This is a genomic window from Pigmentiphaga sp., from assembly GCF_033795525.1.
In the GTDB taxonomy this organism is placed as follows: Bacteria; Pseudomonadota; Gammaproteobacteria; order Burkholderiales; family Burkholderiaceae_B; genus Pigmentiphaga.
Genome location: NZ_JARYGM010000002.1, coordinates 195763 through 220047 on the forward strand (window position 1 = coordinate 195763; position 24285 = coordinate 220047).

The following is a 24285-nucleotide window of genomic DNA, read 5'->3' on the forward strand; positions in this document are numbered from 1 at the left end:
TATGGCGACTCGTCTGCAACAAGTGGACGCGGTCCTCATCGGCGTGGGGCTGGTAGGGTCCATGCTGGGTCGGGAGCTGACTCGAGCGGGCCTGAAGGTAGTGGGGCTTGAGCGCGGGGAACCGCGCCATACGGTTCCGGACTTCCAAGGCCCTCACATGCACGACGAGCTCAAGTACTCGGTGCGCAAGGCGCTGATGCAGGACAACACCAAGGAGACCGTCACCTTCCGCAACCACGCGGGGCAGATGGCGCTGCCCATCCGGCGCTGGGAAGGCTTCCTGCCGGGCACCGGTCTGGGCGGGGCGGCCGTCCATTGGAACGGCCAGACCTACCGCTTTCAGGACAGCGACCTTCGCATGCGCACGCAAACCATCGAGCGCTACGGCGCCGACTTCATGGCCAAGGACCTGCTGGTGCAGGATTGGGGCGTCAGCGCGCAGGACCTCGAGCCGTACTATGACAAGTTCGAATATCTGCTGGGCATCAGCGGCAAGGCAGGGCATTTGAACGGGAAGAAAATCCCGGGCGGCAACCCCTTCGAGGATAGCCGCAGCCGTGATTATCCGACGCCGCCGATGAAGGAGCCCTATGGTTCGGCGATGTTCCGGCGCGCCGCCGAAAGCCTGGGCTACCATCCCTATCCGCAGCCCTCGGCCAACCTGAGCCAGCCCTATGTCAACCCCGAAGGGCTCACGCTCAATACCTGCATGTTCTGCGGTTTCTGCGAGCGCTATGGCTGCGAGCACTATGCCAAGTCATCGCCGCAGACCGTGCTGTTGCCGGTGTTGCTCAAAGACAAGAACTTCGAGCTTCGGACCCGGTGCCAGGTTCTGCGCATCAACAAGGATGCAAGTGGCCGGCGCGCGACCGGCGTGACCTACGTGGACGGGATGGGGCGCGAATTCGAGCAGCCGGCGGATTTGGTGATACTGGGCGGCTACGCGTTGAACAACGTGCGTATGCTGCTGTTGTCGGGCATCGGAACGCCCTATGATCCGCAAACGGGCAAGGGCGTCGTCGGGCGCAACTACGCCTATCAGACGATGAGTCCCGTACAGGTGTTCTACGACCAGAACACCCATATCAACCCGTTCATGCGGTCGGGCGCGTGCGGTACGGTCATCTCCGATTTCGTCAGCGACAACTTCGATCACGGCCCGCTGGGTTTCGTCGGCGGCGCCTACATTGGCGAGGTCATGAGCCATGGCCGGCCGATCGAGTTCCATCCCACCCCGCCCGGTACGCCGCCGTGGGGATCGGACTGGAAGAAGGCCGTCATCAAGCACTACAACCATACGTCGGTGCTCAACATACACGGCAGCTCGGTGTCGTGTACCCGCAATTACCTGGACCTGGATCCGACCTATCGGGATGCTTGGGGATTGCCGCTGCTGAGAATGACCTTCGATTTCCACGAGAACGACCTGAAGATGTCGCAGTACGTGACCGGCAAGGCGGTGGAAATAGGCAAGGCGATGGGAGCCAAGGAAGTCTACGGAAGCGCGCGCCGGAGTCCCTACACGATCACGCAATACCAGACCACGCACAATACCGGCGGCACCGTAATGGGAGACGATCCATCGACCAGCGTGGTCAACCGCTATCTGCAGAGCTGGGACATTCCCAATCTATTCGTCATCGGCGCGTCGAATTTTCCGCAGAACGCCTCCTACAACCCCACCGATACGGTAGGTGCGCTTGCCTATTGGGCAGCCGATGCCATCGTCAAACAATATCTCCGGTCTCCCGGGCCCTTGGTGAAGGTATGAAGCCATCCATCTCTGACCGCCTGTGCGCCGCCGGCAGCCTGGCGGCGTTCTTCGCCCTGGGTGCTTCGGCGGTCCACGCGCAGGGTCCGGCTGCCGCGCCGGCATCTCCGCCATCCCAGGCTTCGACAGCCGATACCGGCCGGATGCTGGCGGAACAAGGCGTCCCGGCGCGGGGCGTGGCCGCCTGTGCGAGCTGCCACGGCGCGCGCGGCGAGGGCAACGCCGCGGCCGGGTTTCCGCGTCTTACCGGACTGTCGTCGGTATATATGGCGCGCCAGCTTGTTGGCTATGCCCAGGGCGAGCGCGAAAACCCGGTGATGACGCCTATCGCCAAGTCGTTGAGCCCGGAAGAACGTACCGCGGTGTCGGCCTACTATGCGGCGCTTCCTATTGAAGAATCGCCTGCCGCGGTCCCGCCGCCGGGCAATCAGCCCAAAGGCAATCCCGAGCGCGCAAAAGTGCTGGCCACGGTGGGCGATGAGGCCCTGCAGGTGCAGGGATGCGTGAACTGCCATGGCCCGGGCGGAATGGGCGAGGCGCCCGATTATCCGTTGCTGGCGGCTCAGCACGCGGGGTATCTGGCAGCGGCGCTGGAGGCGTTCAAGAATGGCAGCCGCAAGACCGACCCGTCGGGCCAGATGGAGTTCATCGCCAAGCAACTGAGCAGCGAGGATATCGCCTCGCTGGCGGCCTACTTTTCCAGCTTGCCCCTGCCTGCCGGTATGGCCGCCCAGGCGGCCGAGACCCGGACGCTGCGCCAGCGCGCCCTGAGCGGTACCAGCGGCCCGCTGCGCCGTACCGAGCAAGCGGGCCAGGGCGCCGCGGGTACGGGCACCGAAGGCGGCGCGCCCACGACGGGAGGTGGCCAGGGGCCCGGCGGCGGCGGTGCAAGCGGGGCGGAATCGACCGGCGGCCCGCCACGCAAATAGTCCGGGCCGGCCAGGGCCTTGGAAGAGTGGAGGGAGTCGCCGGAGCGGCACGGGGCTTGCTATTCATAGAGGCCTGTCCTGTTTCCGTCCCGGTCCCGTTCTGCGGAGCGGTCCCACTCTATAGGGGTATCCCATGAAAAACGTAGATCGGCTGGCCGCCGGCGGTAGTTCCTTTGCCCCGAATTTCCCGACTGCGCGCCGCACACTGCTGTGTTTTTCCCATCTTCGCTGGGACTTCGTCTACCAGAGGCCGCAACATTTGATGAGCCGGTTCGCGTCCGAGTACGACGTCCTGTTCCTGGAGGAGCCGGTCCCCGCTCAGGGCGCGCCGTTGCTGGTGGAACGGCGCGCCGCGTCGGGCGTCAGCGTTCTCGTGCCCCATCTTCCCGCCGGTACCGGCGCCGCCGAGAGCGACCGCGCGCTTCGAAGCTTGCTGAACGATCGCCTGCGCCGCGTTCGCCAGAAGAGCTTGCTGCTGTGGTATTACACGCCCATGAGTCTGGCGTTCTCCGCGCATCTGAGCCCAGCGCTCGTGGTGTATGACTGTATGGACGAGTTGTCGGCGTTCCGTGGCGCTCCGCCGCAATTGGTCCAGCGCGAAACGCAGCTTCTGTCCATTGCCGATGTCGTTTTTACCGGTGGGGTCAGCCTCTACGAAGCCAAGCGGGTATTCAATCCCAATACTCATCCCTTTCCCAGCAGTGTCGATCTTGCTCATTTCACCGCCGCGCGCGGGAGCCTTCCCGAGCCGGCCGACCAGGCCGCGATTCCCGGGCCGCGCATGGGCTTCTATGGCGTGATCGACGAGCGATTCGACGTTGCGTTGCTGGACGAACTGGCGGCCCGCCGGCCGGACTGGAGCTTCGTCATGGTCGGCCCGGTGGTCAAGATCGATGCCGCGGTGTTGCCCCGGCGCCCGAATATCCATTACCTGGGGCAGAAGCCGTACTCGGAGCTTCCTGCTTATCTCGGTGGTTGGAGCGTGGCACTGATGCCTTTCGCACGCAACGAGTCGACACGCTTTATCAGTCCTACCAAGACGCCCGAATATCTGGCAGCGGGACGCCCCGTGGTATCGACGCCGATTACGGATGTCGTGCGCATGTTTGGAAACACGGACATCGTGCACATTGCCGCCGACGCGTGCACCTTCGAGCGGGCGATCGAAATTGCCTTGGAGCAAGCGCGCGACCGGCATGCTTTCATGGCGAGCGCGGACGCTGTCCTGCGCGGGATGTCGTGGGATCTGACGTGGCGCAGCATGCATGCCCTGATGCACCGGGCGGATCCGGGGCAAGGCCGGCGTGCGGCACCGGCCGGGCACGGGCATGACGACGAACCGAGGTCTTCCCGTGTCGTGGCCAGGACCGCCTAGAGGGAGGCGGCCATGGAGCCCTTGTTCGAAAGCTTCTTTCAGGCGGGATTCGAGTGCTCTACCCACCGGCGCAAAGATGGACGCCGGCTGGATCTGATCGCATCGACCGGGCACGACCGGTTCGCCCGGCAGGATTACACCGCGGTGGCCGGGCTTGGCTTGCGTACCGTCCGGGATGGTATCCGATGGCACCTGGTGGAGGCGTCGGCGGGACGGTATGACTGGTCCAGCTTCCTGCCCATGCTGCGCGCCGCCCGCAGCGCGGGGGTACAACCCGTCTGGGACTTGTGTCATTACGGCTGGCCCGATCATATCGACATCTGGCGTCCGGCTTTCGTCGATCGTTTCGCTGCCTTCGCAGCCGCTGTGGCCACCGTCGTGCGCAATGAGCTGCCTGGCGTTCCTTTCTACTGTCCGATCAACGAAATATCGTTCTGGGCCTGGGCGGGCGGCGATGTGGCGTATTTCAATCCCGGTACCGAGCGGCGCGGCCTGGCTTTGAAGCAACAACTGGTCCGGGCCGCTCTGGCCGCGATCGAAGCCATCCGGCGGGTCGACGCCCGCGCGCGCATCGTCCACGCGGATCCCGCCATCCATGTAATGGCAGGATCGCCACGCATGCGGCGCCGCGCCGCGAACGCAGACGCCGCGCAGTATCAGGCATGGGACATGATCAGCGGCAAGCTGATGCCCGGCTTGGGGGGCAAACCCGAGTATCTGGACATCGTGGGGGTGAACTACTACCCGGACAACCAATGGATATACGACGGTCCGAAAGTCCGCCGCGGCCATGCACGCTACCGGCCGCTGCGCGAAATGCTGCTCCAGGTCCACGCCCGCTATGGGCGTCCGATGTTCGTGGCCGAGACCGGCGCCGAGGGCGACGAACGCGCCGACTGGTTCGCCTACGTCTGTGACGAAGTGGCGGCTGCCATGGCGCAGGGGGTGCCGCTCCACGGCGTGTGCCTGTATCCGATCCTCGACTATCCCGGGTGGGAGAACGAGCGTCATTGCCCCGCGGGACTGCTCGGTGCGGCCGATCGCGTGGGCAGGCGGCCCGTTCAGGCGGAACTGGCTGCGGAGCTGGCACGGCGGCTGGGATACAGAAACGGCCGTGTCCCCATCCCCGCGGTTGGCTGAGAGCAGGGCGTGAAGCCGAACGCGCCGCTGCACGCAGGCGTTCCGATGCAGGGCGGCACGGTCGCGATCCCGACCGACCCTGCTCAGTTCCTGTTGATCTACATCAAGGCGCGGGCCTGGCAGTTCGGGGCACTGGCATGCATTATCGTCGCAGCCGGGGCATGCGCGGTGGCGGTGCAATATGGCATGAAGCTGATCGTGGACGCGATGGCTACCGAAGACCGGGCCGCCGCCGGCGTCTGGTTTCCGCTGGGGCTGTTCATCGGATTGATCGCCGCGGAAAGCATGCTCTGGCGCCTGGGCGGGTGGCTGGGATGTCGCACCGTCGTGGCGTCGGGGGTGGATATCCGCGTCGATCTGTTCGAGTACCTGACTGGCCATCCGATGCGCTATTTCAACGACCACCTCTCCGGCTCGCTGGGCAATCGCATCACGGCGACGGCGGGATCGGCCGGCGCGATCTTCTCCACCTTTACCTGGAACATCGTGCCGCCCTGTGTCGACTTCATCGGCGCCATTGTCGTGCTCATGATCATCGATTGGCATATGGCGGTGGCGCTGATCCTGTTCGTCGCCGTTGTCGGAGGAATCATCGTCGCATTCGGCGTCCGGGGCCGGCCGCTGCACCGCGAATATGGCGAGCAGGCGGCGCGGGCCGGCGGAGAACTGGTCGATGCCGTATCCAACATCTGGGCCATCAAGGCTTTTACCGCGCGGCACCGCGAGCGGGCCCGCATGGCGCGGCAGCTCGGACTCGAGGCCAGCGCGCAGCGGCGCAGCTGGATGTACCTGGAAAAGGCCAGGGTCATGCATGACGTATGCCTGTGGGTGCTGGCCGGTTCGATGCTGGCCTGGGCAGTCTATTCCTGGCAGCGGGGCCTGCTTACTGCGGGCGACGTCGTGGTGATCAGCGCGCTGACCTTCCGCATCCTGCATGGATCGCGCGACCTCGCGCTCGCTCTGGTGGGTACTTCGCAGGAGTTCGGCGTCATTGCCGAGATGCTCAAGATCATCGGCAAGCCGCACAGCCTGCACGATGCCGCCAACGCGGCGGTATTCCAACCCGGCGGCGGGGGGATCCGCTTCTCGAACGTGTGTTTCGGCTATCCTGGCGCACCGCCGTTGTTCCAACACTTCGACCTTGAGATTCCCGCGGGCCAGAAACTGGGTATCGTGGGGCCTTCGGGAGGCGGCAAGTCGACCCTGCTGAGTTTGCTGCAGCGCCTGGACGACGTCCATGCCGGGGCCATTCTCATCGACGGCAAGCCTATCTCCGGAATGACCCAGGACTCATTGCGGGCGGGGATCGCGGTCGTTCCCCAGGAGGTGAGCCTTTTCAGGCGGTCGGTCATGGAGAACATCAGCTATGGCGATCCGGACGCGCCCGCCGAGCGCGTGTACGAAGCGGCGCGCGCGGCAAGGTGCGACGACTTCATCCGCCGGTTGCCGGCCGGCTACGACACCATGCTGGGGGAGCGCGGCGCGACCTTGTCGGGCGGCCAGCGCCAGCGCCTGGGCATTGCCCGCGCCTTTTTGAAGAATGCCCCCATCCTGATCCTGGACGAGGCCACATCGGCCCTGGACAGCCGTTCGGAACGGGAGCTCCAGGCAGCGCTGCTGCAGCTCATTGCCGGCCGCACGGTGATTGCCGTGACCCACCGGCTGTCCACCTTGTCCGGGTTTGACCGGATCGTCGTGCTCAACGAGGGGCGCATTGTCGAAGACGGGCCGCCCGTGCAGCTCAGGCGCGGCGGCGGCCTGTTCCAGGCGCTGTGGGAAATGCAGGTCCAGGGCGAGCGCCCGGCCTAGCGGCGGTCAAAGGCTGCCCGCAATGGCCGCGTCGGCGAACGCCGCCGCGTCGGCCGTAGCCATTTCGGCGATCGCCGACTGGCGCGCATAGGCCGAGAAGCCGTGCGGCATGCCGGAATACACGTGTAACCGATGCGGCCGATCAGCGGCGTGCAGCAGCTTGGCGAACTGGAACGAATCCTCGATCAAGGGATCGGCGTCGCCTACGCCCAGCCAGACCGGAGGGAAGTCGCGCAGGTCGGTCTTGCACGGTATGGCGGCAGCGGGCGGGGATTCCCAAGCCGGGCCGAGGTATTGGCGCCAGACCCATTTGGATTGCGGGCGCAGGTTTTCGCGGGGACCGCCCAGGTTGCCATAGAACAGCACCAGCGCGGGCACGGCCTCACCCACGCCTTGGTCTTGCAACTGGCGCCAGGCCAGCACGCAGAGCGATGCCCCCGCCGATTCACCCCACAGGACGGCACGCGGCGGCAATCCGAGATCGGCTGCGTGTTCCAGCAACCACGCGGTGGCGGCGACGACGTCGTCGCGCTGGGCGGGAAAGACGCTCTCGGGCGAACGGCGATAATCGAGCGCGAGCACTGGCCTTCCCAGGGCATGGGCAGCCCCGCGGCACACGCCTTCATGCGAATCCAGCCCGCCGGCCCACCAGCCGGCCCCGCGTACGAATACTGCGAAGGCATCGTCGCGCGCTGCTTGCGGCCGGTAGAGCCGCGCGCGGATGTCCCGGCCGGGTGCCGCGACGACCAGATCCCGGACCGACTCCACGGCAGGCAAGTCGGCGTTGACCGCGGCGAAGTACCGGTCCTGCTGCGCCCGCGCATCGGCCAACGGCAAGGAAGTCGGGTCGGCCTGGGCGCAACCGTCGGCCTTCAGTTTGCCCTGGAGCGTGGCCAAGGCGGGATCGACGCCGGCCAAGGGCGGCATGGCTGCGGTCCCGTCCAGCCATGGCGAGGGCGACGCGGCCGTGGGCTTCATGTCCGGTCCTCCGCCGCCTGGGCTTTGCGCATGCTCTTGGGCACCAGCGAAAAGTCCCAGCCGTTGTTTTCCATATTGGCCAGCACCTGTTCGCCGTAGCGGTCGATGATCTTCTGGCGGATGGCCGGCAGGCGTCCCACGTCGTCGAAATCCTCGGGTTGTCCCTGGATGATCACCAACAGATGCGCGTCCTGGTCGGAGATATTGATGAATTGCCGCGCGACGCGCGGCGGCATGGCGATCATGTCGTACGGTTCAAGCTCTATGCTTTCCTGGCCTTCATCGCCCCAGCGTATCAGCCAGCGGCCGGAGAGCGCCATGAAGGTTTCGTGAGTCTTCCAGTGCACGTGCAATTCCGGACCGTCGTTGGGCGCGGCCAGGGCCAGCCCGACCCGGATCACACCCTTGTCGCCATCGACGATGGCGGGATTGGGCGACAGACGCCCGGGCAGCGATGCGGGAGCCATCAAGACATAGTTGGCCTTGGGGTTGAACAACTGCAGCGCTTCGGCCGGAATGCCGAGGTTATCGTTCCAGTGCGAGGCACGCGGCTTGAGCTGCTTGAACCGCGCGATGCGGTGCTGCATGTCGGCCAGGGTGGGGCATTCGGTCTTCATAAGGGTTCCTGTTGCGGAGGGGAAAATCAGTTCTGGATACTGATGGCGGCCTCGGCTACGACCTTCTTCCAACCGGCGTAGTCGTCCTTGATGAAGGCGCTGAACTCGCCTGGGCCGGAATAAACGTAGTCGATGCCGTTGTCGGCCAGCCGCCGGCGCACCTCGGGCGCCGACAGGCCCTGCTTGATGGCGCGCGCCAGCTTGTCGACGATGGCGGCGGGGGTTCCCTTGGGCGCCAGCACGCCATACCAGGTCGTCACGACCATGTCGGGCAGGCCCACTTCGACGGCCGACGGCACGTCGGGCAGCAGCGGCTGCCGCTCCCGCGTCAGCACGAACATGGCCTTGAGCTGTTGCCCCTTGATCAGCGGAGCGGAATTGGGCAGGCCGTTGATCACCATGTCGATCTGGCCGCCGACCGCAGAGGTAACGGCTTGCGAGGCACCCTGGTAGGGCACGTGCAGAATGTCCGTCCCGGTCAGGGCCTTGAATTTCTCGAAGGCCAAATGGTTGGAGGAGCCTGCCCCTCCCGACCCGTAGCTGAACTTGCCGGGATGGGCGGCGAGCTGTTTGCGCAACGCATCGAAGTCGGCCTGGCCGAACTTCTGCGGATTGACGACGAAAACGTTGGGCACCTCCGCCACCTTGGCGACCGGCGCGAGATCGGCGAGCGGGTCGAACCGCAGGTTCTGGTTGATGGCAGGGGTAATCGTCAGTGTGGGAGAAGCCAGCAGCAGGGTATAACCATCGGCGGGCGCGCGGGCGACGTGCTCCATCGCGATCCGTCCGCCGGCGCCGGACTTGTTCTCGATCACCACCGCTTCGCCCAGCTCGCGGGTCATGGTCTCGGCCAGCATCTGCCCCACTACGAAGGTGGCGCCGGTGGGGAAGGGCAGTACCAGTTTCACGGGTTTGACGGGGTAGTTGGTGTCGGCCGCCGCGGGCGTGCTGCACGCAGCCAGCAGCAAGGCCGCAGCCCAGAGCGTTTTCATGGTTGTCTCCTTGGTACTGTCGTTATCCGCCGGCTCCGGCGTATGGTGCAGGCATGCTACCGGGGCGCGGGCTGGATGAACGCCGCTGAGCGCTTATAAGGAAAATAAGCGGCCGCTAATGGCGGCCGCCGAAAGAGGAGGAGGGCCCCGCAGGCCGTGAGTTCCATGCATCCGTTGGGCAACATCGACTTTCGCACGCTGCAGATCTTTCTTACCCTGATGAGCGAACGCAGCGTGACGCGTACCTCGCTCGTGGTGGGCGTATCGCAGCCGGCCATTACCCAGGCGCTCAACAAGCTGCGGCAGGTGTTCGGCGACCCCTTGCTGGTCCGAGGACAGGCAGGCATGTTGCCCACCGAACGGGCGCTCGCGCTGGAGCGTGAGGTGAAGCGGTTTTTCGACGGGGTGGCCGATATCCAGGCTCCGCCGGAGGATTTCGATCCGGCGCACCTGCAACGCGAGATCGTGATCACGGCGCCCGAGTACCTCGAGCAACTGCTGCTGCCTCATCTGGCGCGGGTGCTTCGCCATGCGGCGCCTGGCATCACGCTCAGCGTGCGGGCACCCGACCAGCGGCGTATTGGCGGCCTGCTGGCCTCGGGCGAGGTGGACTTCAGGCTGGGATGGGTGCGCGATCCGCAGCCTTCCGTGCGCGCCACGCCGCTGTTCGACGACGAAATCGTCGTGATCGGCGGTCCGCGCAACACGGCGCTGGACGAGTTGCTGACCCTGCCGGGCTACATGGCGCTACCCCATGTGCGCCTGCAGGGCAATGGCCGGACTACCTCGGGGCGCGTCATCGACGAATTCGTCCGGCAACAGGGCGGGGAACTGGATGTCCGCATCCATGCGCAGGGGTTGATGGCCTTGCTGGGAACATTGATGGTCTCCGACGTGGTGGCGACCGTCCCGCGGCGCATGGCGCTCAAGATCCAGGAGACGTTTCCCATTCGGATCGCCGCCTTCCCGGGGGCGCTGCCCCGCGTCAGCAACTACCTGTACTGGCACGAGCGCACGCAGCGCAGCGCGGTGCACAAGTGGTTCCGGAGCTTGATCGGCGAGGCGGCGGCCCAGGCCGCCGGGGCGGGGGCGGTGTAAAGACCGGCGATATGCAAGCTGTCAGGCGCCGGCCTGGGCGTTGCAGGCTTGCGCGTACGCGTCCCCGTGGCGCGCCAGTACGTTGCGCACCGCCACCTGGAACTCGGGCTTGCCGCCCTGGCCTTCGACGACCTTGTAGATGTGATAGTTCTGGACGGGATAGTTGTTCTTGTTGAACTTGAAATCGCCCCTGACCGACTTGAACTGCGCATTGCGTATGGCGGCGGTCAGGGCCTGGCTGTCCGACACATTGCCGCCGCGGTCCTTGACCGCCGCGTCGATCAACATGGCGGCGTCGTAGCTGAAGGCCGCGAACGAGGTCGGCGTGCGCCGGTATTTTTTCTCGAAGGCCGCCACGAACTGGCGCGACTGGTCGTTGTCGGCGCTGGGCTGCCAGGATTCGGCCACGATGGCGCCGATGCCGGCCTTGCCCATGGCGTTCACGCTACCTGGTTCGATCGTGTGCACCGAATACATCGGCAGCTTCTGCAGCATGCCGAACTGCTGGTATTGCCGCACGAAGCTCACACCCTGGCTGCCGGGGAAGAACGCAAACATGCCCTTGGCGCCGGACGACCCGGCCGCGGCCAGTTCCGCCGAGAAATCGAGCTGCGTGAGGGGTGTATAGGTTTCCTGCACCACCTTGCCGCGATAAAAGCGTTTGAGGCCGGTCACTTTGTCCTTGGATCCCAGGAAGTTGGGGGCCAGGATCGCGATCTGGTCTACGCCCGCATCGGTGAGGTACTTACCCAGTGCCTCGGCCGTCGTGTCGCTTTGCCAGGAGGTGATGAACAGGTTGGGTTTGCACTGAGCGCCGGCGGTGGGCGAGGGGCCGGCGACGGAACCGATGAAGGGAATCTTGGTGGATGCGATCTTCCCCTGCAGTGCCATCAACACATTGGCGTAGGTCAGGCCGGTGACGATATCGACCTTGTCCCGGTCCAGCAGTTTGGTCAAGCCCTGGACGGCCACCTCAGGCTTCATCTGGTCGTCCTCGCGGACGACACTGACCGGTACTCCGCCCAGCTTGCCGTGCATTTGCTCGATGGCCAGCATGAAGCCGTCGTACTGGTCCTGGCCCACGTCGGCCGAGGGGCCGGACAGCGTGGCCAGGAAGCCTATCTTGAGGTCGGCCGCGGCAGGCGAGCCGGCGGCTGCGGCCGCCAGGCCGAGGATGAAAGCCGAACGATGCTTCATGTGTGTCTCCTTGTCCCACCGGTGCGGAGATGGCCGCCGTCATCGGGGTATGCCCGGATGCCGGATCGCGGCGGCATTATCGCGGTTTATAGTTGCAGCTCCCGGAGTCGAGTATCTGCACAATGTGAACCGCCATCCATAGGTTGGCGGTGATTCCAAACTATTAACGTCGTTGATGGACGGTCCGGTTTCATGGGCCGCGGAGGCAGGACGTGAAAGACTTGAACCTGCTGTACGTGTTCGAGGCCCTCTGGCGCGACCGCTCGGTGACGCTGGCGGCCGAGAACCTCGGCGTGACACAGGGAGCCGTCAGCAGCGCGCTCAAGCGCATGCGGCTGGAGTACCGCGACAAATTGTTCGTATTGGCCGGCCGCCGCATGGAACCGACGGCCCTCGCGGCAGAAATGGCTCCGGCCTTGCTCGAGTCCCTCAATACGGTCCGCAAGACATCCGGCATGTTGTCGTCGTTCGACGCGGCGCAGTCCCGGCGTGCCTTTACCATCCGGACCCGCGACGTCGGCGAGGTAGTCGTGCTGCCGAGCCTCTTCGCCCGTATCGCGCAGCAAGCTCCCGGGGTCAACCTGAATGTGGTGTTCGCGCCTATCGACGAGACCGTGCAAGGCTTGTCGACCGGCCGCATCGATGTAGCGCTGGGATACCTGCCGGCCTTGGAGCGCAATATCCACAAGAAGGTGTTGTTCAAGCAGCGCTACCTGTGCCTGATGCGCAAAGGGCATCCGATTGCCCGGCAAGAGCTCACGCAGAAGCGGTTCGTGGCGCAGCAGCACCTTCTGGTGGAGTACGCGGGCAGCGGCCACATCCTGCTCGAACGCGCGCTGAACGAAGCCGGCGCCAAGGACCGGATCCGGGTCCGCATGCAGCAGTACCTGGCGGCGCCGCACCTGGTGCTGAATTCGGACTTGATCTGGACCTGTCCGGAATCGCTGGTCGTGGAGCTGTGCAAGTATTTTCCGCTGCTCGTCAAGCCGTTGCCGCTGCCGCTGGGCCATTTCGAGGTGGCCTTGTATTGGCATGACCGTTTCCACAAGGATCCCGCGAGCCAATGGTTCCGAGGGCAGGTTGCCAGCTGTATCGACAGCATCGGTTTCCAGCCTTGACCGGCACGTCTTGCTTCGTCGCGCATCTGTGCGGCGCGGGCTCATTGCACGATCGTGAACTGGAACGTGCCGATGTGTTCGATCCATTGCCGTACCACATCGCCGGGCTGAAGAAAGCGCTTGCGGGCGATACCCACGCCGGCCGGCGTGCCGGTCAGGATCAGGTCGCCCGGCACCAGCGTCAGGCGCGAGCTCAAGTGCGCAATCTGTTCGGCAATGCTGAACAGCATGTGCGAAGTGTTCGAATCCTGCATCAGCTCGTCGTTCACCCAAAGCTTCATGGCCAGGTTCATGGGATCGGGTACGAAGCGGGCCGGGGTAATGGCCGGGCCCAGCGGGCAGGCGCCGTCGAAGGACTTCTGGCCGATCCAGTCCCACTTGAAGGGTGAAGCCTCGCCCACGCCGGGGCGGCCGAAGTGCCCGCGCGCCGAGAGGTCGTTGGCCACCACATAGCCCGCCACGCACGCCATGGCGCCATGCACGTCCACCTCCTTGGCCGTCCTGCCTATGACCACGCCCAGTTCCAATTCCCAATCGAGCATGGGGGTGCCGCGTGGCGCCCGTACCTGGGCATCGGGACCGACGACGGTGCTGCGCGAAGCCTTGATGGCATGCCAGGGCAGCAGGCCGGCCTTCTTGGGGTCGGCCTCCAGCTGCATGGACAGCTCGCGCTGCATTTCCTCCACGTGGTCGCGGTAGTTGGCTCCTGCAAAGTAGATGGTAGGAGGGTGGGGAAGCGGGGCGAGCAGCGTCGCGCCGCGGACCGGTTCGCGCCCGGGAAGCGCCCCGTCTAGCATGCCGAGCCTGTCGTCGGCGCGCGGCCAGTCGTCCAGCACTTCCTGCACACACCCATAACGTGGCGAGGCATAGATATCGCCGTCGTGCAGCAGGCCGGTTTTCTGCTGGCCCTCGTGCAGGAAGGTCACGAGCTGGATCATGCAGCACCCTGGTTGCGTATCTTGAGTTCTTCGAGCGAACCGATGTCGGCGGCGTCGTCCATGGAGAAGCGGTCGCCGAAGTCGAACAGGTCGTCGTGCTGGAATCCGTTCTCGTAGTACTGGAGCTCCCACCAGTTGTGGTCCAGGTCTTCGAGATAGAACGAATAGACGCCGTGCATGTCTTGTACCGGCAGTACCTGGCGGATACCGTATTTGTCCTGGCAGCGCAGCGCATCGGCATGCGCCTGCTCGACGGCTTTCTTGGTAGGAAGGTCCAGGCCCCAGTGATTCAGCAGGTTGACCGGATGCACCTGGTCGCCGACCTCCACGCAGATGATGTGAAAGCGCATGCCCAGGCGTACCGCCATGGCCGGCTTACCGTGGCGTACGCACTCCAAGCCTAGGAACTCCTCGTAGAAGCGCCGCGAGGCCTTCAGGCTGTAGCACTCCAGAGTGCCGTGTCCAAGGCAAAAGGGCTTGACGACGGATTCGTGCGCAGGGGGATCGACTCTGCAGTTCTCAGGCAACATGGCTGTCTCCTCGTTCTGAAGATCGCGCTCCGCCGCTGCTGCAGCCGAGGCGCGCCGGTTCATTTATCAGCGGTGGTGAGGAACGAATCGGCGAAGAATTCGTTCTCGGGCAGGCCGCAGCGGCCGACGTAGTCGCGCCGTGCCGTCTCGACCACGACCGGCGCGCCGCAGGCATAGACCTGGTGGCCGGACATGTCGGGAAAATCCTCCATCGCCGCCAAGTGCACCAAGCCCGTCCGGCCGTGCCAGCCGCAGGCCTCGGTCGGTTCGCTCAGCACCGGAACGAAGCGGATATGTGGGTGCTGCCCCGCCCAGGCGCTGGCCAGGTCATGCATGTAGAGATCGGTGCGCCGGCGCCCGCCCCAGTACAGGAAGACAGGGCGCCGGATGCCGCGCTGCAGCGAGTGTTCGATGACCGACTTGATCGGGGCGAAACCGGTGCCGGATGCGACCATGATGAGGGGCTTGCCGCTCTCGCGCAGAAAGAACGAACCCAGCGGCATTTCGAGCTTGAGGATTTCGCGCGGCTTCATGGCGCAGAACACGTATTCGCTGAATTGGCCGCCCGGCATCAGCCGGATGTGCAATTCGACCTGCCGTACGCCCTCGGTCTGGGGCACGTTGGCAATGGAGTAGCTGCGGCGGCTGCCGTCCGGACGGAGGATGTCGAGGTACTGGCCGGCGCGGAACCGTGTCGGTTCGTTCATGGGCAAGCCCAGGGTGACGATCATGACGTCATCGGCCGCCTTCTCCATTTTCAGCACGCGCGCGGGCATGTACTTCGGACGCACTGCCTCGGCCGGGTCGAGTTCGCCTATCTCCACCACCACGTCCGTCAACGGGGTGGCTTTGCACAGGAGCGCCAGGCCCGCCTGCTTATCCTCTTCGCTCAGGTAGTTGGGGTGGACATCGCCGTAGTCCACGCTGCCTTGCGCAATGGTGCCGCGGCAGGTGCGGCAGACGCCCGAGCGGCAGCTATAGGGCATGAACAGGCCCGCATCCAGGCCGGCCTTCAGGATAGGCGTGCCGGGCGGGCAGGCATAGGCGTGGCCGCTGGGCTGCAGGGTGACGGTATGGCTCATGTCTCTCCGGCCGCGCGCGGCGTGCCGGGGCGCGGTTGTTTAGTTTGCCGACAGTCTAATAAGCACGCCGGCGCAGAACTATCGCTAGGAAAGAAGACTTTCTATTAACGCCGTTAATGCGCGGTTTCCCCGAGGGAAAACCCGTGCCCCGGCAGGGGACCGTACCAGGCTGTGCGAGGGGAATTATTGATCGGCGCAATAGTGCCCGTGGATTGGAAGAGCGGCCGCAGCCACCGGGCGGGCCGCCGGGAGCGCACCGTATACTGCCCGCTGGCCAGTGCAGACCAACAGAACAGGGCATTCGATGGAGCCGTCCGCAATCACCCGATCTTCCGCCTTCCTGCAAGCCACCGACGAAGGGAGCGCGACCAGCTTCCGCTGGCTGCTGGGCCAATCCAAGACCCTGACGCTGCCTGAGCAGATCGCCGCGCACGTGGGAGACCGTATCCTGAATGCCGTCATTCAGCCCGGCGAGTGGGTGCGTGAACAGGACATCGCCGACGAGTTCGGCGTCAGCCGCAGCCCCGTGCGCGAGGCCATGCGGCTGCTCGAAAAAGAAGGCATCGTCCGTATCCATGCGCGGCGGGGCGCCCAGGCCACGCAGTTGTCGCTCAAGGAAATCGAAGACTTGCTGGAAGTGCGCCTGGCACTGATCCGGCTGGTGGCGCGCCGCATTGCCGCAGAGGCGTCGCCTGACCTGCTGGTCATCCTGGAGGAGGGCGTCGCCAAGCTTGCCGCGCTGGCCGACGATCCGGGAGGCGGCGATGCCTTCGGCGAAACCTTGTCCCGGCTCACGCTTTGCTGCGCCGCCTATAGCGGCAATGATCGCCTGTTCACCCTGATTACTTCGCTGTCGCTGCAGATGTCCCGCTATACCCGATTGGGATTGCGGTCCACGGACCGCCGCAAGCGGTCGCTGACCCTGTGGCGCAAGTCGGTGCAGGCGATCCGCCGGCACGATGCGGACGAGGCGGAGCGGCTGTGGGCCATGCGTCTGGAGGAAAACAGCAAGGAAATACACCGTGTGCTGAAGGAAAGCGGCGCGGCTTGAGCCGGGACGATGTTGTTCTGGTTTTCCCGCGTGGGGAAGGCGCCGGGCCTGGCGGGATAATGGCCTGAATTGTCGACAATGTTAAAATGCTCAGAAACTAGACACGAGGAGACGACATGAAACCGCAAGGACTCCAACCCATAGTGGGGCCCGAAGTATGGAGCGGTGCCAGCCTGGCCGGTACCACCGACTGGATCTGGCGCCTGGATGCCGACGAGATCCGTGAGCTGGCCCAAGCCACGGCCGCGGCGTGTGCGAAGGGGCTCAAGCCCACGGAGTTCGAAGCGCGGGATTTCCCCATCCCCCGCATGGCCGCACGGCTCGAAGCGGTGCGCCAGCAGCTCGAGGGAGGGCGGGGCTTCGCGCTGCTGCGGGGCCTGCCCATCGGCGATTACTCCGATGACGAGGCCCGCGTGCTCTTCTGGGGGCTGTCCGTGCACCTGGGCGACCCGCAGGAGCAGGACGGCGCCGGCAACCGCATGCACAGCGTGACCAATACCGGCTTGAAGGTATCGAACGACAATTCGGTACGCAGCTATCAGACCGATGACGAGTTGACCTTCCACAACGACGGCGGGGATGCCTTCATGCTGCTGTGCCTGCGTACCGCGAAGTCCGGCGGCGTCAGCAAGCTGGTCAGCGTGTCGACCTTGTACAACGAGGTATTGCGCCGCCGGCCCGACCTGGTCGACGTGCTGCAGCAGCCGTTCCACTTCGATACCCGCGGACAGCACCGGGGCGGCCTGCGCATCCAGACCGTGCCTATTCTCAACTTCTACGAGGGACGTCTGAGCGCCCTCTACAAGCGGCGCTATCTGCGGTTGGCGCAGGAGCTTCCCGGGGTGCCGCGCTGGACCGAGGCGCAGGCGCAGGCCATCGAGCTGGTGGAAGAAATTTGCAACGACCCCCAGGTGCAGCTCAGCTTCAGCATGGAGCCGGGCGATATCCAGATCGGCAACAACTATGCCGTGCTGCATGCACGCACCAAGTACCAGGATTACGACGAACCGTCGCGCCGCCGCCATTTGTTGCGGGCATGGCTGACCCTGCCCAACGGACGGCCGCTTCCTGCCGTATTCGGGCAGACCCGCGAGTTCGGGACTTCGTACGAGCGCCGTCACGGCCAGACTGCAGTATCGGTGTCGTAGGGAGGCCGCCATGAGGGTCAAACACGTAGTGGCCGCCTTGGTCGGCGGCATGCTGGCGTTCGGCAGCGCCGCGCAGGCCGATGAAAGCTTTCCGTCGCGCCCCAGCCGGCTGATCGTGCCCTATACCCCCGGGGGCAACACCGACCTGTTGGGCCGGGTGATCGCCCAGGGGCTGTCCCAGGCCTGGGGCCAATCGGTGGTGGTCGAGAACAAGCCGGGCGCCGCGGGCACGATAGGCGTGGAAATGGTGGTGAAGTCCAAGCCCGACGGCTACACCACCGTGCTCGGATCGTTCGGCAATATTCTGGTTGCCCGCAGCCTGTACAAGAATCTCGGCTATGAGCCCACCAAGGACCTCGAACCGGTGGCGCTCCTGGCGACACCGCCCGTGGTCCTGGTCGCCCATGCCGGGCTGCCGTTCAACGACGTGAAAGGCCTGATCGAGTATGCCCGCCGCAACCCGGGCAAGCTCAATTACGGCTCCTCGGGCAACGGTTCGTCGAATCACTTGTTCGGCGAGCTGTTCGCCTCCATGGCGGGCGTCAAGCTCACGCACGTGCCGTACAAGGGCAGCGGGCCCTCGGTGTCGGACACGATCGCCGGGCTGATCCAGTTGAATTTCGCGCCTTTTCCGCTGGTGCGCGAGCATATCAAGAGCGGCAAGCTCAAGGCGCTGGCGGTGACCAGTGCCCAGCGCTCCCCGGTCCTGCCCGACGTGCCCACGGTGGCAGAGGCCGGGCTGCCGGGCTATGAAGCGGTGGGCTGGTTCGGGCTGATGGCGCCCGCGGGTACGCCCAAGGGGATCCTGGACCGCATCAACCGCGATGTGAACCAGGTGCTCAAATCGCCGGCGGTCAGGGAGAGCCTGAGCAGCGAAGGCGCCGAACCGGCCGGCGGCTCGGTGGAAGACGCCAGGCGTTCCATTGCCGAGGGCGAGCGCAAGTGGGGCAAGCTGGTCGAGAAGTTGAATATCCAGCTGTAACGGAAGGGAAGGCTGCGGGACCCACGACGCGAGGGCAATGCCCTCGCGTTTTTCAATGGCTGGACTCCAGCGAACGCAGCGAGCTTTCCAGCCCTTCCAGCAGGCGATCGGCATCGGCGTCCGGCTGGGGATCCTGGGCGATGGACTGCAGCAGTCCGGCCAGGCTGCCGGCTGCGTCCTGGTTGCGCCCGGCACGGACAAAATGGCGGTCCATCTTCCCGCCGCCGTTGTACCTGGCATGCAGGAAGTCCATCAAGTCCTGCTCGAAATCCGCTACCGCAATGTTGCCGACGCCGAGCAGGCACGCGCACGGGCCACCGCGCAACGGCAAGTGGCTTTGCACCAGCCGCTGCCAGCGGCCAGCCAGCGACACCGCCTTCAGGCGGGGATCCTGCGGCGGCGCGTTCACTCCAGTTTGACCCCGATGTCGCGCGTCAGCTTGCGGAATTTTTCGACCTCGCTTTTCCTGAACTCCGCATACTGGGCCGGCGTGGAGAACAAGGGCTCCTTGGCCGTTTCCGCGAAGGCCTTGGCCAGTTCCGGATCCTTGAGGATCTTCTGCACCGTGGCGTTGATCGACGCGATGACCGGCTGCGGCGTGCTGGCGGGCGCTTCCAGCCCCACCCACGACGACAAGGCGAAGCCCGGTATGAATTCGGAGACGGCCGGCACCTTGGGCAGGCTGGGGCTGCGTTCGCGCGTGGTGACGGCAAGCGCCCTCACTTTGCCGGCCTGTACGCTGGGCAATACCGAGGTGTCGCCGAACAGGTAGTCGATCTGTTCGCCCAGCAGCGCGGTAAAGGCAGGGGCCGTCCCGGGGAAGGGGATGTGCGAGGCCTTGGCGTTTGCAGCTTGGTTGAGCAGTTCGCCGGCCAAGTGCGGGACGCTGGCCGGCCCCGACGAGCCGAAGTTCATCGACGCTCCCTTTTGCTTGAGCGCGTCCAGCAGCTTGGGCAGGCTGTCCAGCGGCGAGCGTTCGGGCACCGTGAGGATGAAGGGACTGTCGCTCAACAGCGCCACGGGGGCCAGGTCCGTCAGGTAGTCGTACGGCAGTTGCTTGAACAGCGATGGCGCAATGGCGTGCTGCGTCACGCTGACCAGCAGCGTATAGCCGTCGGGCTTGGCGCGCGCGACGTAGCCGGCGCCGATGGTCGTGCCACCCCCGGCGCGGGACTCGACGATAACGGGGTGGTTCCATTCGCGGCTGAGATACCTGGCCACCGTGCGCGCCAGGATATCGGCACCGCCGCCGGGCGGGTACGGGACCACCAGCGTGACGGGACGCGCAGGGAAGGTTTCGGCGGCGCCGCCGTCGGCGGGGGCGGCCAATAAGGCGCAGCCTGCCGCCACGCCCAGTGCGGCCTTGTGCCAGGCCTTCGATCCGGACGGGATAAGGTGTTGGATCATGATGTCTCCTCGTTGGTGGGGGCGATCAGCGTGCCGGCATGGCGCGCCTGAGTGCCGTTGTCGCCGCCGCATCAAGCTTGCCCTCGCGGATGGCGACCTTGTAGACGTCCCGTGCACTATCCTCGGACACGTAGCCCTGCCGCACGTCGTTGGCCACGGCTGCAGGGTCGCGCTGCTCGGGCGGGCCGAATCCGCCGCCGCCGCCGGCCAGCAGATGCAGTGTGTCGCCGGCCCGCAGGCGTTCATTGCGGATCTTGCCGGCAATGACTTGCGGGCCGTCGGCGGTATGGCGCGTAACGAAGACCTTGTTGGGATGTCCGGCGTGCCCGTCCTCAAGGCCCCAGGGCGCGCATTGCATGCGGTCCGCCTGTACGTCGACCGAAATGGGCGAGCGCGCACGCACCACCACCTCCGTGCCCAGGCCGCCGCGATATCGGCCTGCGCCGCCGGAGTCCGGCCGCAAGGCATGGCGCTCGATGAGGATGGGGTACTTGGCCTCGAGCTGCTCGCAGGGGCTGTTATGGGTGTCGCCGTCATTGGAGCAGACCACGCCGCTCATGCCGTCGCCGGACCGTTTGGCGCCCCATCCGCCTCCCGTCGGTCCAATGAAGCCGATGAAGAACTTGCCGTCCGCCGGCGAGATGCCATGGAACAGCGCGATGACGAGATCGGCGTGGTGGGCCGCGATCGTGCGGTCCGGAATCGCGGCCGCCATGGCCTTGAAGATGGTATCGACCACGGTCATGGGAAAGGTCATCCACTTGCGCATGGCCGCCGGCTTGACCGCGCTGACGACCGTTCCCTCGGGCACGATGACTTTCAGCGCACGGAAGCTGCCGTCGTTGATGGGATAGTCGGTAGGCGAGGTCAGGCACTTGTATGCCACTTGGGCGCAGGAGTACCCGGTGCTGGGACCGGAGTTGAAGAAGCCGCGCACCTGCGGACTGATGTCGGAGAGATCCACGGTCAGCTCGTCGCCTTGCTTGATCACCCGGACCTTGATGGGCACCGGCTTGCCGATGTCCAGGCCATCGTCGTCCATGAAGGATTCCGCTTCGTAGACGCCGTCGGGAATGGAGCGGGTGCGCTCGCGCGCCGCCGCTTCGGATTGATCCATGATGTTCATGATGGCGCCCAGCACCGGCGAGCGGCCGTAGCGCTCCAGCAGCTCGGTGAAACGCCGCGCGCCGGTACTGACGGCGACGATCTGCGCGCGCAGGTCGCCCATGGCGCGTTCTGGCAGCCGCACATTGGTCTTGATGATCTCGACCAGGTCATCGTTGACGACGCCGGCCCGCTGATACTTCATGACCGGGATCTGGATGCCCTCGGAATAGATGTCCGACGTGACGCCGCCGAGCGAGCCGCCGACGTCCGGCCAGTGCGCCATGCAGCAAGCCCAGGCGGTAAGCTTGCCGTCGAAGAATATGGGCTGGCTGAAGGTAAAGTGGTTGAGATGGCTGCCGGTGATGTAGGCATCGTTGGTGACCAGGATGTCGCCCGGCTCGATGCCGTCGGGGCCGTAGCGCGCCAGCTTTGCCTGGACCGCATTGGCCATGCCGCGGATGAAGCTGGGCAGCCCGATGCCGATCGATACGGTCTGGCCGTCGGCGGTGAACAGGCCCACCGTGAAATCCAGCGCCTCGTAAATGATCATGTTGTAGGCCGTGCGCATGAGATTGGTCTTCATCTCTTCGGTCACGGCCAGGACGCCGTTGCGCACGATTTCGGTCAGCACGGCATCGGGCCGGGGCAGGTCGGTGGGAAGAAGCGCAGCGCTGGGCATTATCGGGAAGCTCCCAATTCGATGTGAAGGTTGCCGTATTCATCGACGGTCAGCCCGTCGTCCGGGAAGACCACCGTGGTGGAGGCATGCTCTTCGATGAGCGCCGGGCCCTGCAGGCGGTGGCCGGCGAGCAGCAGGTCGCGGCGATAGACGGGCGTGGACACGTCCGGCAAGGCGTCGGAGAAGTACACCCGGCGTTCGCCTATCCGTGCCGCCTGCGCCGAGCTGGAGGGCGCGCCCTCGATGCGCTCCATCGGGGGCTTGGGCATCACGCCCGTGGTTGCTGCCCGCAATGTCACGATTTCTACCGGTTCGGCCGGTGCGCAAGTGCCGTAGCGCTGCTGGTGTACCTGGTCGAACCGGGTCTTGATGGCGGGCTTGTCTTCCGCGCGCAGCGCCGCCTCGTCCAGTTCGACGGTGACCGAGTGTTCCTGGCCGACATAGCGCATGTCCGCCGAATAAGTCACGCAGACCTCCGAGGGGGACACGGCGCCCGCCGCGAGCGCCTCGCGCCCCTGGCGGGCGAGGGCGTCGAGTTCTTCCATGATGTCCGCCAGTTGGGCCTCTTCCAGTTTCTTGAAGGTGGTGCGTACATAGTCATAGCGCAGGTCGGAGTGCAGCATGCCAAAGGCGCAGAAGTGGCCGGGCGCGCGCGGAATGATGAGGTGTTTCATGCCGATTTCGCGCGCCACCGAAGACGCATGCAGCGGCCCTGCGCCGCCGTACGCGATCAGCGTGAACGAGGCCGCGTCCAGGCCTCGTTCGGTAGAGACGCCCTTGACCGCGTACGACATCTTGGTGGCGGCGATGCGCAAGATGCCTTCTGCCGCCCGTTGGACGCCGAGGCCCAACGGCACAGCGACCGCTGTTTCGATCGCCCGGTGGGCCGCCTCGACATCGAGCGGCATCTGTCCCCCCAGGAACCGTTCGGGGCTGAGGCGGCCGAGGACCAGGTTGGCGTCCGTGACGGTGGGGGCCGTGCCGCCGCGGCCGTAGCAGGCCGGGCCCGGGTCGGCGCCGGCGCTGCGCGGGCCGACGCGCAAGGCGCCGCCGTGATCGATCTCGGCGATGCTGCCGCCTCCGGTTCCGACCTCGAACACGTCGACCAGCGGAATCTGGACCGGCAGCCCTTCGTTGTACCCGCCTACCAGGGCAAGGTTGCCGGTGAGCACGCGGCCGTCGAGAATGACGCCGGCCTTGGCGGTCGTGCCGCCCATGTCGAACGCGATGGCATTGGCGATGCCCAGCCGGTGGCATAGCGCATGCGCGCCGACGACACCGGCGGCCGGCCCTGATTCGAGCATGCGGACGCATTCCCGGCGAGCCTGGTCCGACGCATACAGGCCGCCAGTGGACTGGACCAGCAGGAACGAGCCCTCGAATCCGTCGCGTTGCAGCCGGGTCTCGATCTCGCCCACGTACCGGCTCACGATAGGCCCCACGTAGGCGTTGGCCACTGCGGTCGAGCAGCGCTCGAACTCGCGATATTCCTGAGACAGTTCGTGCGACGCGGTCACGAAAGCGTGGGGCAGGCGCTGCCGGACGATCTGTTTGACGCGAAGCTCGTGGGCCGGGTTGGCATAGCAGTGCAGCAGCAGGATGGCCACCGCCTCGACGTCGTGGGCCAGCAGCTGGTCGCAAATGCCATGCACTCCGGCATCGTCGAGCGGAACGAGGACTTGGCCGTCGGCGGTCAGGCGTTCCGCGACTTCGAATCGCAGGGCCCGCTCGACCAGCGGGACATGCTTGGAAAAAAACAGGTTGTAGGCATCCGGACGGTTGATGCGCCCGATCTCGTAGATGTCGCGGAACCCTTCAGTGACGAGCAGGGCGGTACGTGCGCCGCGCCGCTCGAGCAGCGTGTTGATGGCGACGGTGGATCCGTGGAGAAAGATTTCAGCGTCCCGGAACCGGGTCTGGGCTTGTTCCACTCCGTTGGCGATGCCTTCGACCAAGTGGCGCGGTGTGCTGAGCGACTTGCCCAACGACAGTGTCCCGGTGGCGGCGTCGAAATGCGCCACGTCCGTAAAAGTGCCGCCGATGTCGGCGGCAAGCCGGCTGCCTTGTCTCATGTCCCTGCCTTGTGGTGTGCGTGTAGGGCGATCCCGGCTCGGGATGCCGTCTCGTTTTTTAAAAGGTAACCTAGGTTACCTCATAAGGTCAACGGGGGCCGAGATAAGGGCAATAGGCCAATAAAATCAATGTGTTATAAATAGGTAACACGGTTTCCCGGATTCCGGCCCAGGGCGCAGCGTGCCCTTTGGGAAGGCGGCCCGAATGCGGCAGGCGCCGGCCTCGCGGGACGGCGCACCGGGCATCATCACAAGGCAGAAGCAA

Annotated in this window: 21 protein-coding genes; 10 read left to right on the forward strand and 11 right to left on the reverse strand. The window is 65.4% G+C overall.

Annotation, left to right across the window (positions count from 1 at the left end; translation table 11 throughout):
* The first annotated feature begins 1 nt into the window (after nt 1).
* The 5 genes from QHC78_RS05665 to QHC78_RS05685 all read left to right on the forward strand — a co-directional run bounded on the left by QHC78_RS05665 (nt 2) and on the right by QHC78_RS05685 (nt 7024).
* The gene (locus tag QHC78_RS05665; RefSeq protein ID WP_319742915.1) at nt 2–1771 is read left to right on the forward strand and encodes a GMC family oxidoreductase; all 1770 of its coding nucleotides are present in this window, start codon (nt 2–4) and stop codon (nt 1769–1771) included.
* Nucleotides 1768–2700, forward strand: a complete 933-nt coding sequence (locus QHC78_RS05670; protein WP_319742916.1) for a c-type cytochrome — start codon at nt 1768–1770, stop codon at nt 2698–2700. The genes QHC78_RS05665 and QHC78_RS05670 overlap by 4 nt, the downstream gene beginning before the upstream one ends.
* A 133-nt stretch (nt 2701–2833) precedes the next feature.
* Nucleotides 2834–4075: a glycosyltransferase family 1 protein gene (locus QHC78_RS05675; protein ID WP_319742917.1), complete on the forward strand. Its 1242-nt coding sequence runs from the start codon at nt 2834–2836 to the stop codon at nt 4073–4075.
* A gap of 12 nt (nt 4076–4087) precedes the next feature.
* The gene (locus QHC78_RS05680; RefSeq protein WP_319742918.1) at nt 4088–5215 is read left to right on the forward strand and encodes a beta-glucosidase; all 1128 of its coding nucleotides are present in this window, start codon (nt 4088–4090) and stop codon (nt 5213–5215) included.
* Nucleotides 5216–5224: 9 nt separating this feature from the next.
* On the forward strand, nt 5225–7024 hold the full coding sequence (locus QHC78_RS05685) for an ABC transporter ATP-binding protein (RefSeq protein WP_319742919.1): 1800 nt from the start codon (nt 5225–5227) through the stop codon (nt 7022–7024).
* A 6-nt stretch (nt 7025–7030) separates the two neighbouring features.
* Here QHC78_RS05685 and QHC78_RS05690 read toward each other — a convergent pair whose 3' ends face one another.
* The 3 genes from QHC78_RS05690 to QHC78_RS05700 are packed head-to-tail and all read right to left on the reverse strand — an operon-like array spanning nt 7031 to nt 9611.
* Nucleotides 7031–8002, reverse strand: coding sequence for an alpha/beta hydrolase (locus QHC78_RS05690; RefSeq protein ID WP_319742920.1), 972 nt, complete (start codon nt 8000–8002; stop codon nt 7031–7033).
* Nucleotides 7999–8619 carry a cupin domain-containing protein gene (locus QHC78_RS05695; RefSeq protein WP_319742921.1) on the reverse strand — a complete coding sequence of 207 codons (621 nt, stop codon included), beginning with the start codon at nt 8617–8619 and terminating at the stop codon, nt 7999–8001. Before QHC78_RS05695 ends, QHC78_RS05690 begins: the two co-directional genes overlap by 4 nt.
* 26 nt (nt 8620–8645) lie before the next feature.
* Nucleotides 8646–9611, reverse strand: coding sequence for a Bug family tripartite tricarboxylate transporter substrate binding protein (locus QHC78_RS05700; RefSeq protein WP_319742922.1), 966 nt, complete (start codon nt 9609–9611; stop codon nt 8646–8648).
* 165 nt (nt 9612–9776) lie between these two features.
* Here QHC78_RS05700 and QHC78_RS05705 point away from each other — a divergent pair, with 165 nt between their 5' ends.
* Nucleotides 9777–10709, forward strand: a complete 933-nt coding sequence (locus QHC78_RS05705; RefSeq protein ID WP_319743459.1) for a LysR family transcriptional regulator — start codon at nt 9777–9779, stop codon at nt 10707–10709.
* A 21-nt stretch (nt 10710–10730) separates the two neighbouring features.
* On the opposite strand, the gene QHC78_RS05710 is transcribed toward QHC78_RS05705, so the two are convergent.
* Nucleotides 10731–11906: an ABC transporter substrate-binding protein gene (locus tag QHC78_RS05710; protein ID WP_319742923.1), complete on the reverse strand. Its 1176-nt coding sequence runs from the start codon at nt 11904–11906 to the stop codon at nt 10731–10733.
* A 212-nt stretch (nt 11907–12118) separates the two neighbouring features.
* Between QHC78_RS05710 and QHC78_RS05715 the strand changes: the two genes are divergently transcribed.
* A complete protein-coding gene (locus tag QHC78_RS05715; protein WP_319742924.1) occupies nt 12119–13024 on the forward strand; it encodes a LysR family transcriptional regulator in 906 nt (301 codons plus the stop codon).
* 41 nt (nt 13025–13065) lie between these two features.
* Here the strand turns inward: QHC78_RS05715 and QHC78_RS05720 are convergent, their stop codons facing one another.
* From QHC78_RS05720 to QHC78_RS05730, 3 genes are read right to left on the reverse strand one after another with little or no spacing between them, the layout of a single operon-like run.
* Nucleotides 13066–13962 carry a fumarylacetoacetate hydrolase family protein gene (locus QHC78_RS05720; protein WP_319742925.1) on the reverse strand — a complete coding sequence of 299 codons (897 nt, stop codon included), beginning with the start codon at nt 13960–13962 and terminating at the stop codon, nt 13066–13068.
* Nucleotides 13959–14492, reverse strand: coding sequence for a VOC family protein (locus QHC78_RS05725; RefSeq protein ID WP_319742926.1), 534 nt, complete (start codon nt 14490–14492; stop codon nt 13959–13961). Before QHC78_RS05725 ends, QHC78_RS05720 begins: the two co-directional genes overlap by 4 nt.
* Before the next feature lie 59 nt (nt 14493–14551).
* Nucleotides 14552–15574: a CDP-6-deoxy-delta-3,4-glucoseen reductase gene (locus QHC78_RS05730; protein WP_319742927.1), complete on the reverse strand. Its 1023-nt coding sequence runs from the start codon at nt 15572–15574 to the stop codon at nt 14552–14554.
* Between the two features lie 304 nt (nt 15575–15878).
* Between QHC78_RS05730 and QHC78_RS05735 the strand changes: the two genes are divergently transcribed.
* The 3 genes from QHC78_RS05735 to QHC78_RS05745 all read left to right on the forward strand — a co-directional run bounded on the left by QHC78_RS05735 (nt 15879) and on the right by QHC78_RS05745 (nt 18755).
* Nucleotides 15879–16625, forward strand: a complete 747-nt coding sequence (locus QHC78_RS05735) for a GntR family transcriptional regulator (RefSeq protein ID WP_319742928.1) — start codon at nt 15879–15881, stop codon at nt 16623–16625.
* Between the two features lie 116 nt (nt 16626–16741).
* A complete protein-coding gene (locus QHC78_RS05740; RefSeq protein WP_319742929.1) occupies nt 16742–17773 on the forward strand; it encodes a TauD/TfdA family dioxygenase in 1032 nt (343 codons plus the stop codon).
* 10 nt (nt 17774–17783) lie between these two features.
* Nucleotides 17784–18755 carry a Bug family tripartite tricarboxylate transporter substrate binding protein gene (locus QHC78_RS05745; protein WP_319742930.1) on the forward strand — a complete coding sequence of 324 codons (972 nt, stop codon included), beginning with the start codon at nt 17784–17786 and terminating at the stop codon, nt 18753–18755.
* Between the two features lie 52 nt (nt 18756–18807).
* On the opposite strand, the gene QHC78_RS05750 is transcribed toward QHC78_RS05745, so the two are convergent.
* Genes QHC78_RS05750 through QHC78_RS05765 form a run of 4 tightly spaced genes read right to left on the reverse strand, consistent with a single transcriptional unit; the run spans nt 18808 to nt 24020 of the window.
* Nucleotides 18808–19164, reverse strand: coding sequence for a hypothetical protein (locus QHC78_RS05750; protein WP_319742931.1), 357 nt, complete (start codon nt 19162–19164; stop codon nt 18808–18810).
* Entirely contained in the window at nt 19161–20162 is a 1002-nt protein-coding gene (locus QHC78_RS05755; protein ID WP_319742932.1) for a Bug family tripartite tricarboxylate transporter substrate binding protein, read from the reverse strand. The genes QHC78_RS05750 and QHC78_RS05755 overlap by 4 nt, the downstream gene beginning before the upstream one ends.
* A gap of 25 nt (nt 20163–20187) precedes the next feature.
* Nucleotides 20188–21948, reverse strand: a complete 1761-nt coding sequence (locus QHC78_RS05760) for a hydantoinase B/oxoprolinase family protein (RefSeq protein ID WP_319742933.1) — start codon at nt 21946–21948, stop codon at nt 20188–20190.
* Nucleotides 21948–24020 (reverse strand): hydantoinase/oxoprolinase family protein, encoded by a 2073-nt coding sequence (locus tag QHC78_RS05765; RefSeq protein WP_319742934.1) that lies wholly within the window; start codon nt 24018–24020, stop codon nt 21948–21950. The genes QHC78_RS05760 and QHC78_RS05765 overlap by 1 nt, the downstream gene beginning before the upstream one ends.
* Between the last annotated feature and the right edge of the window lie 265 nt (nt 24021–24285).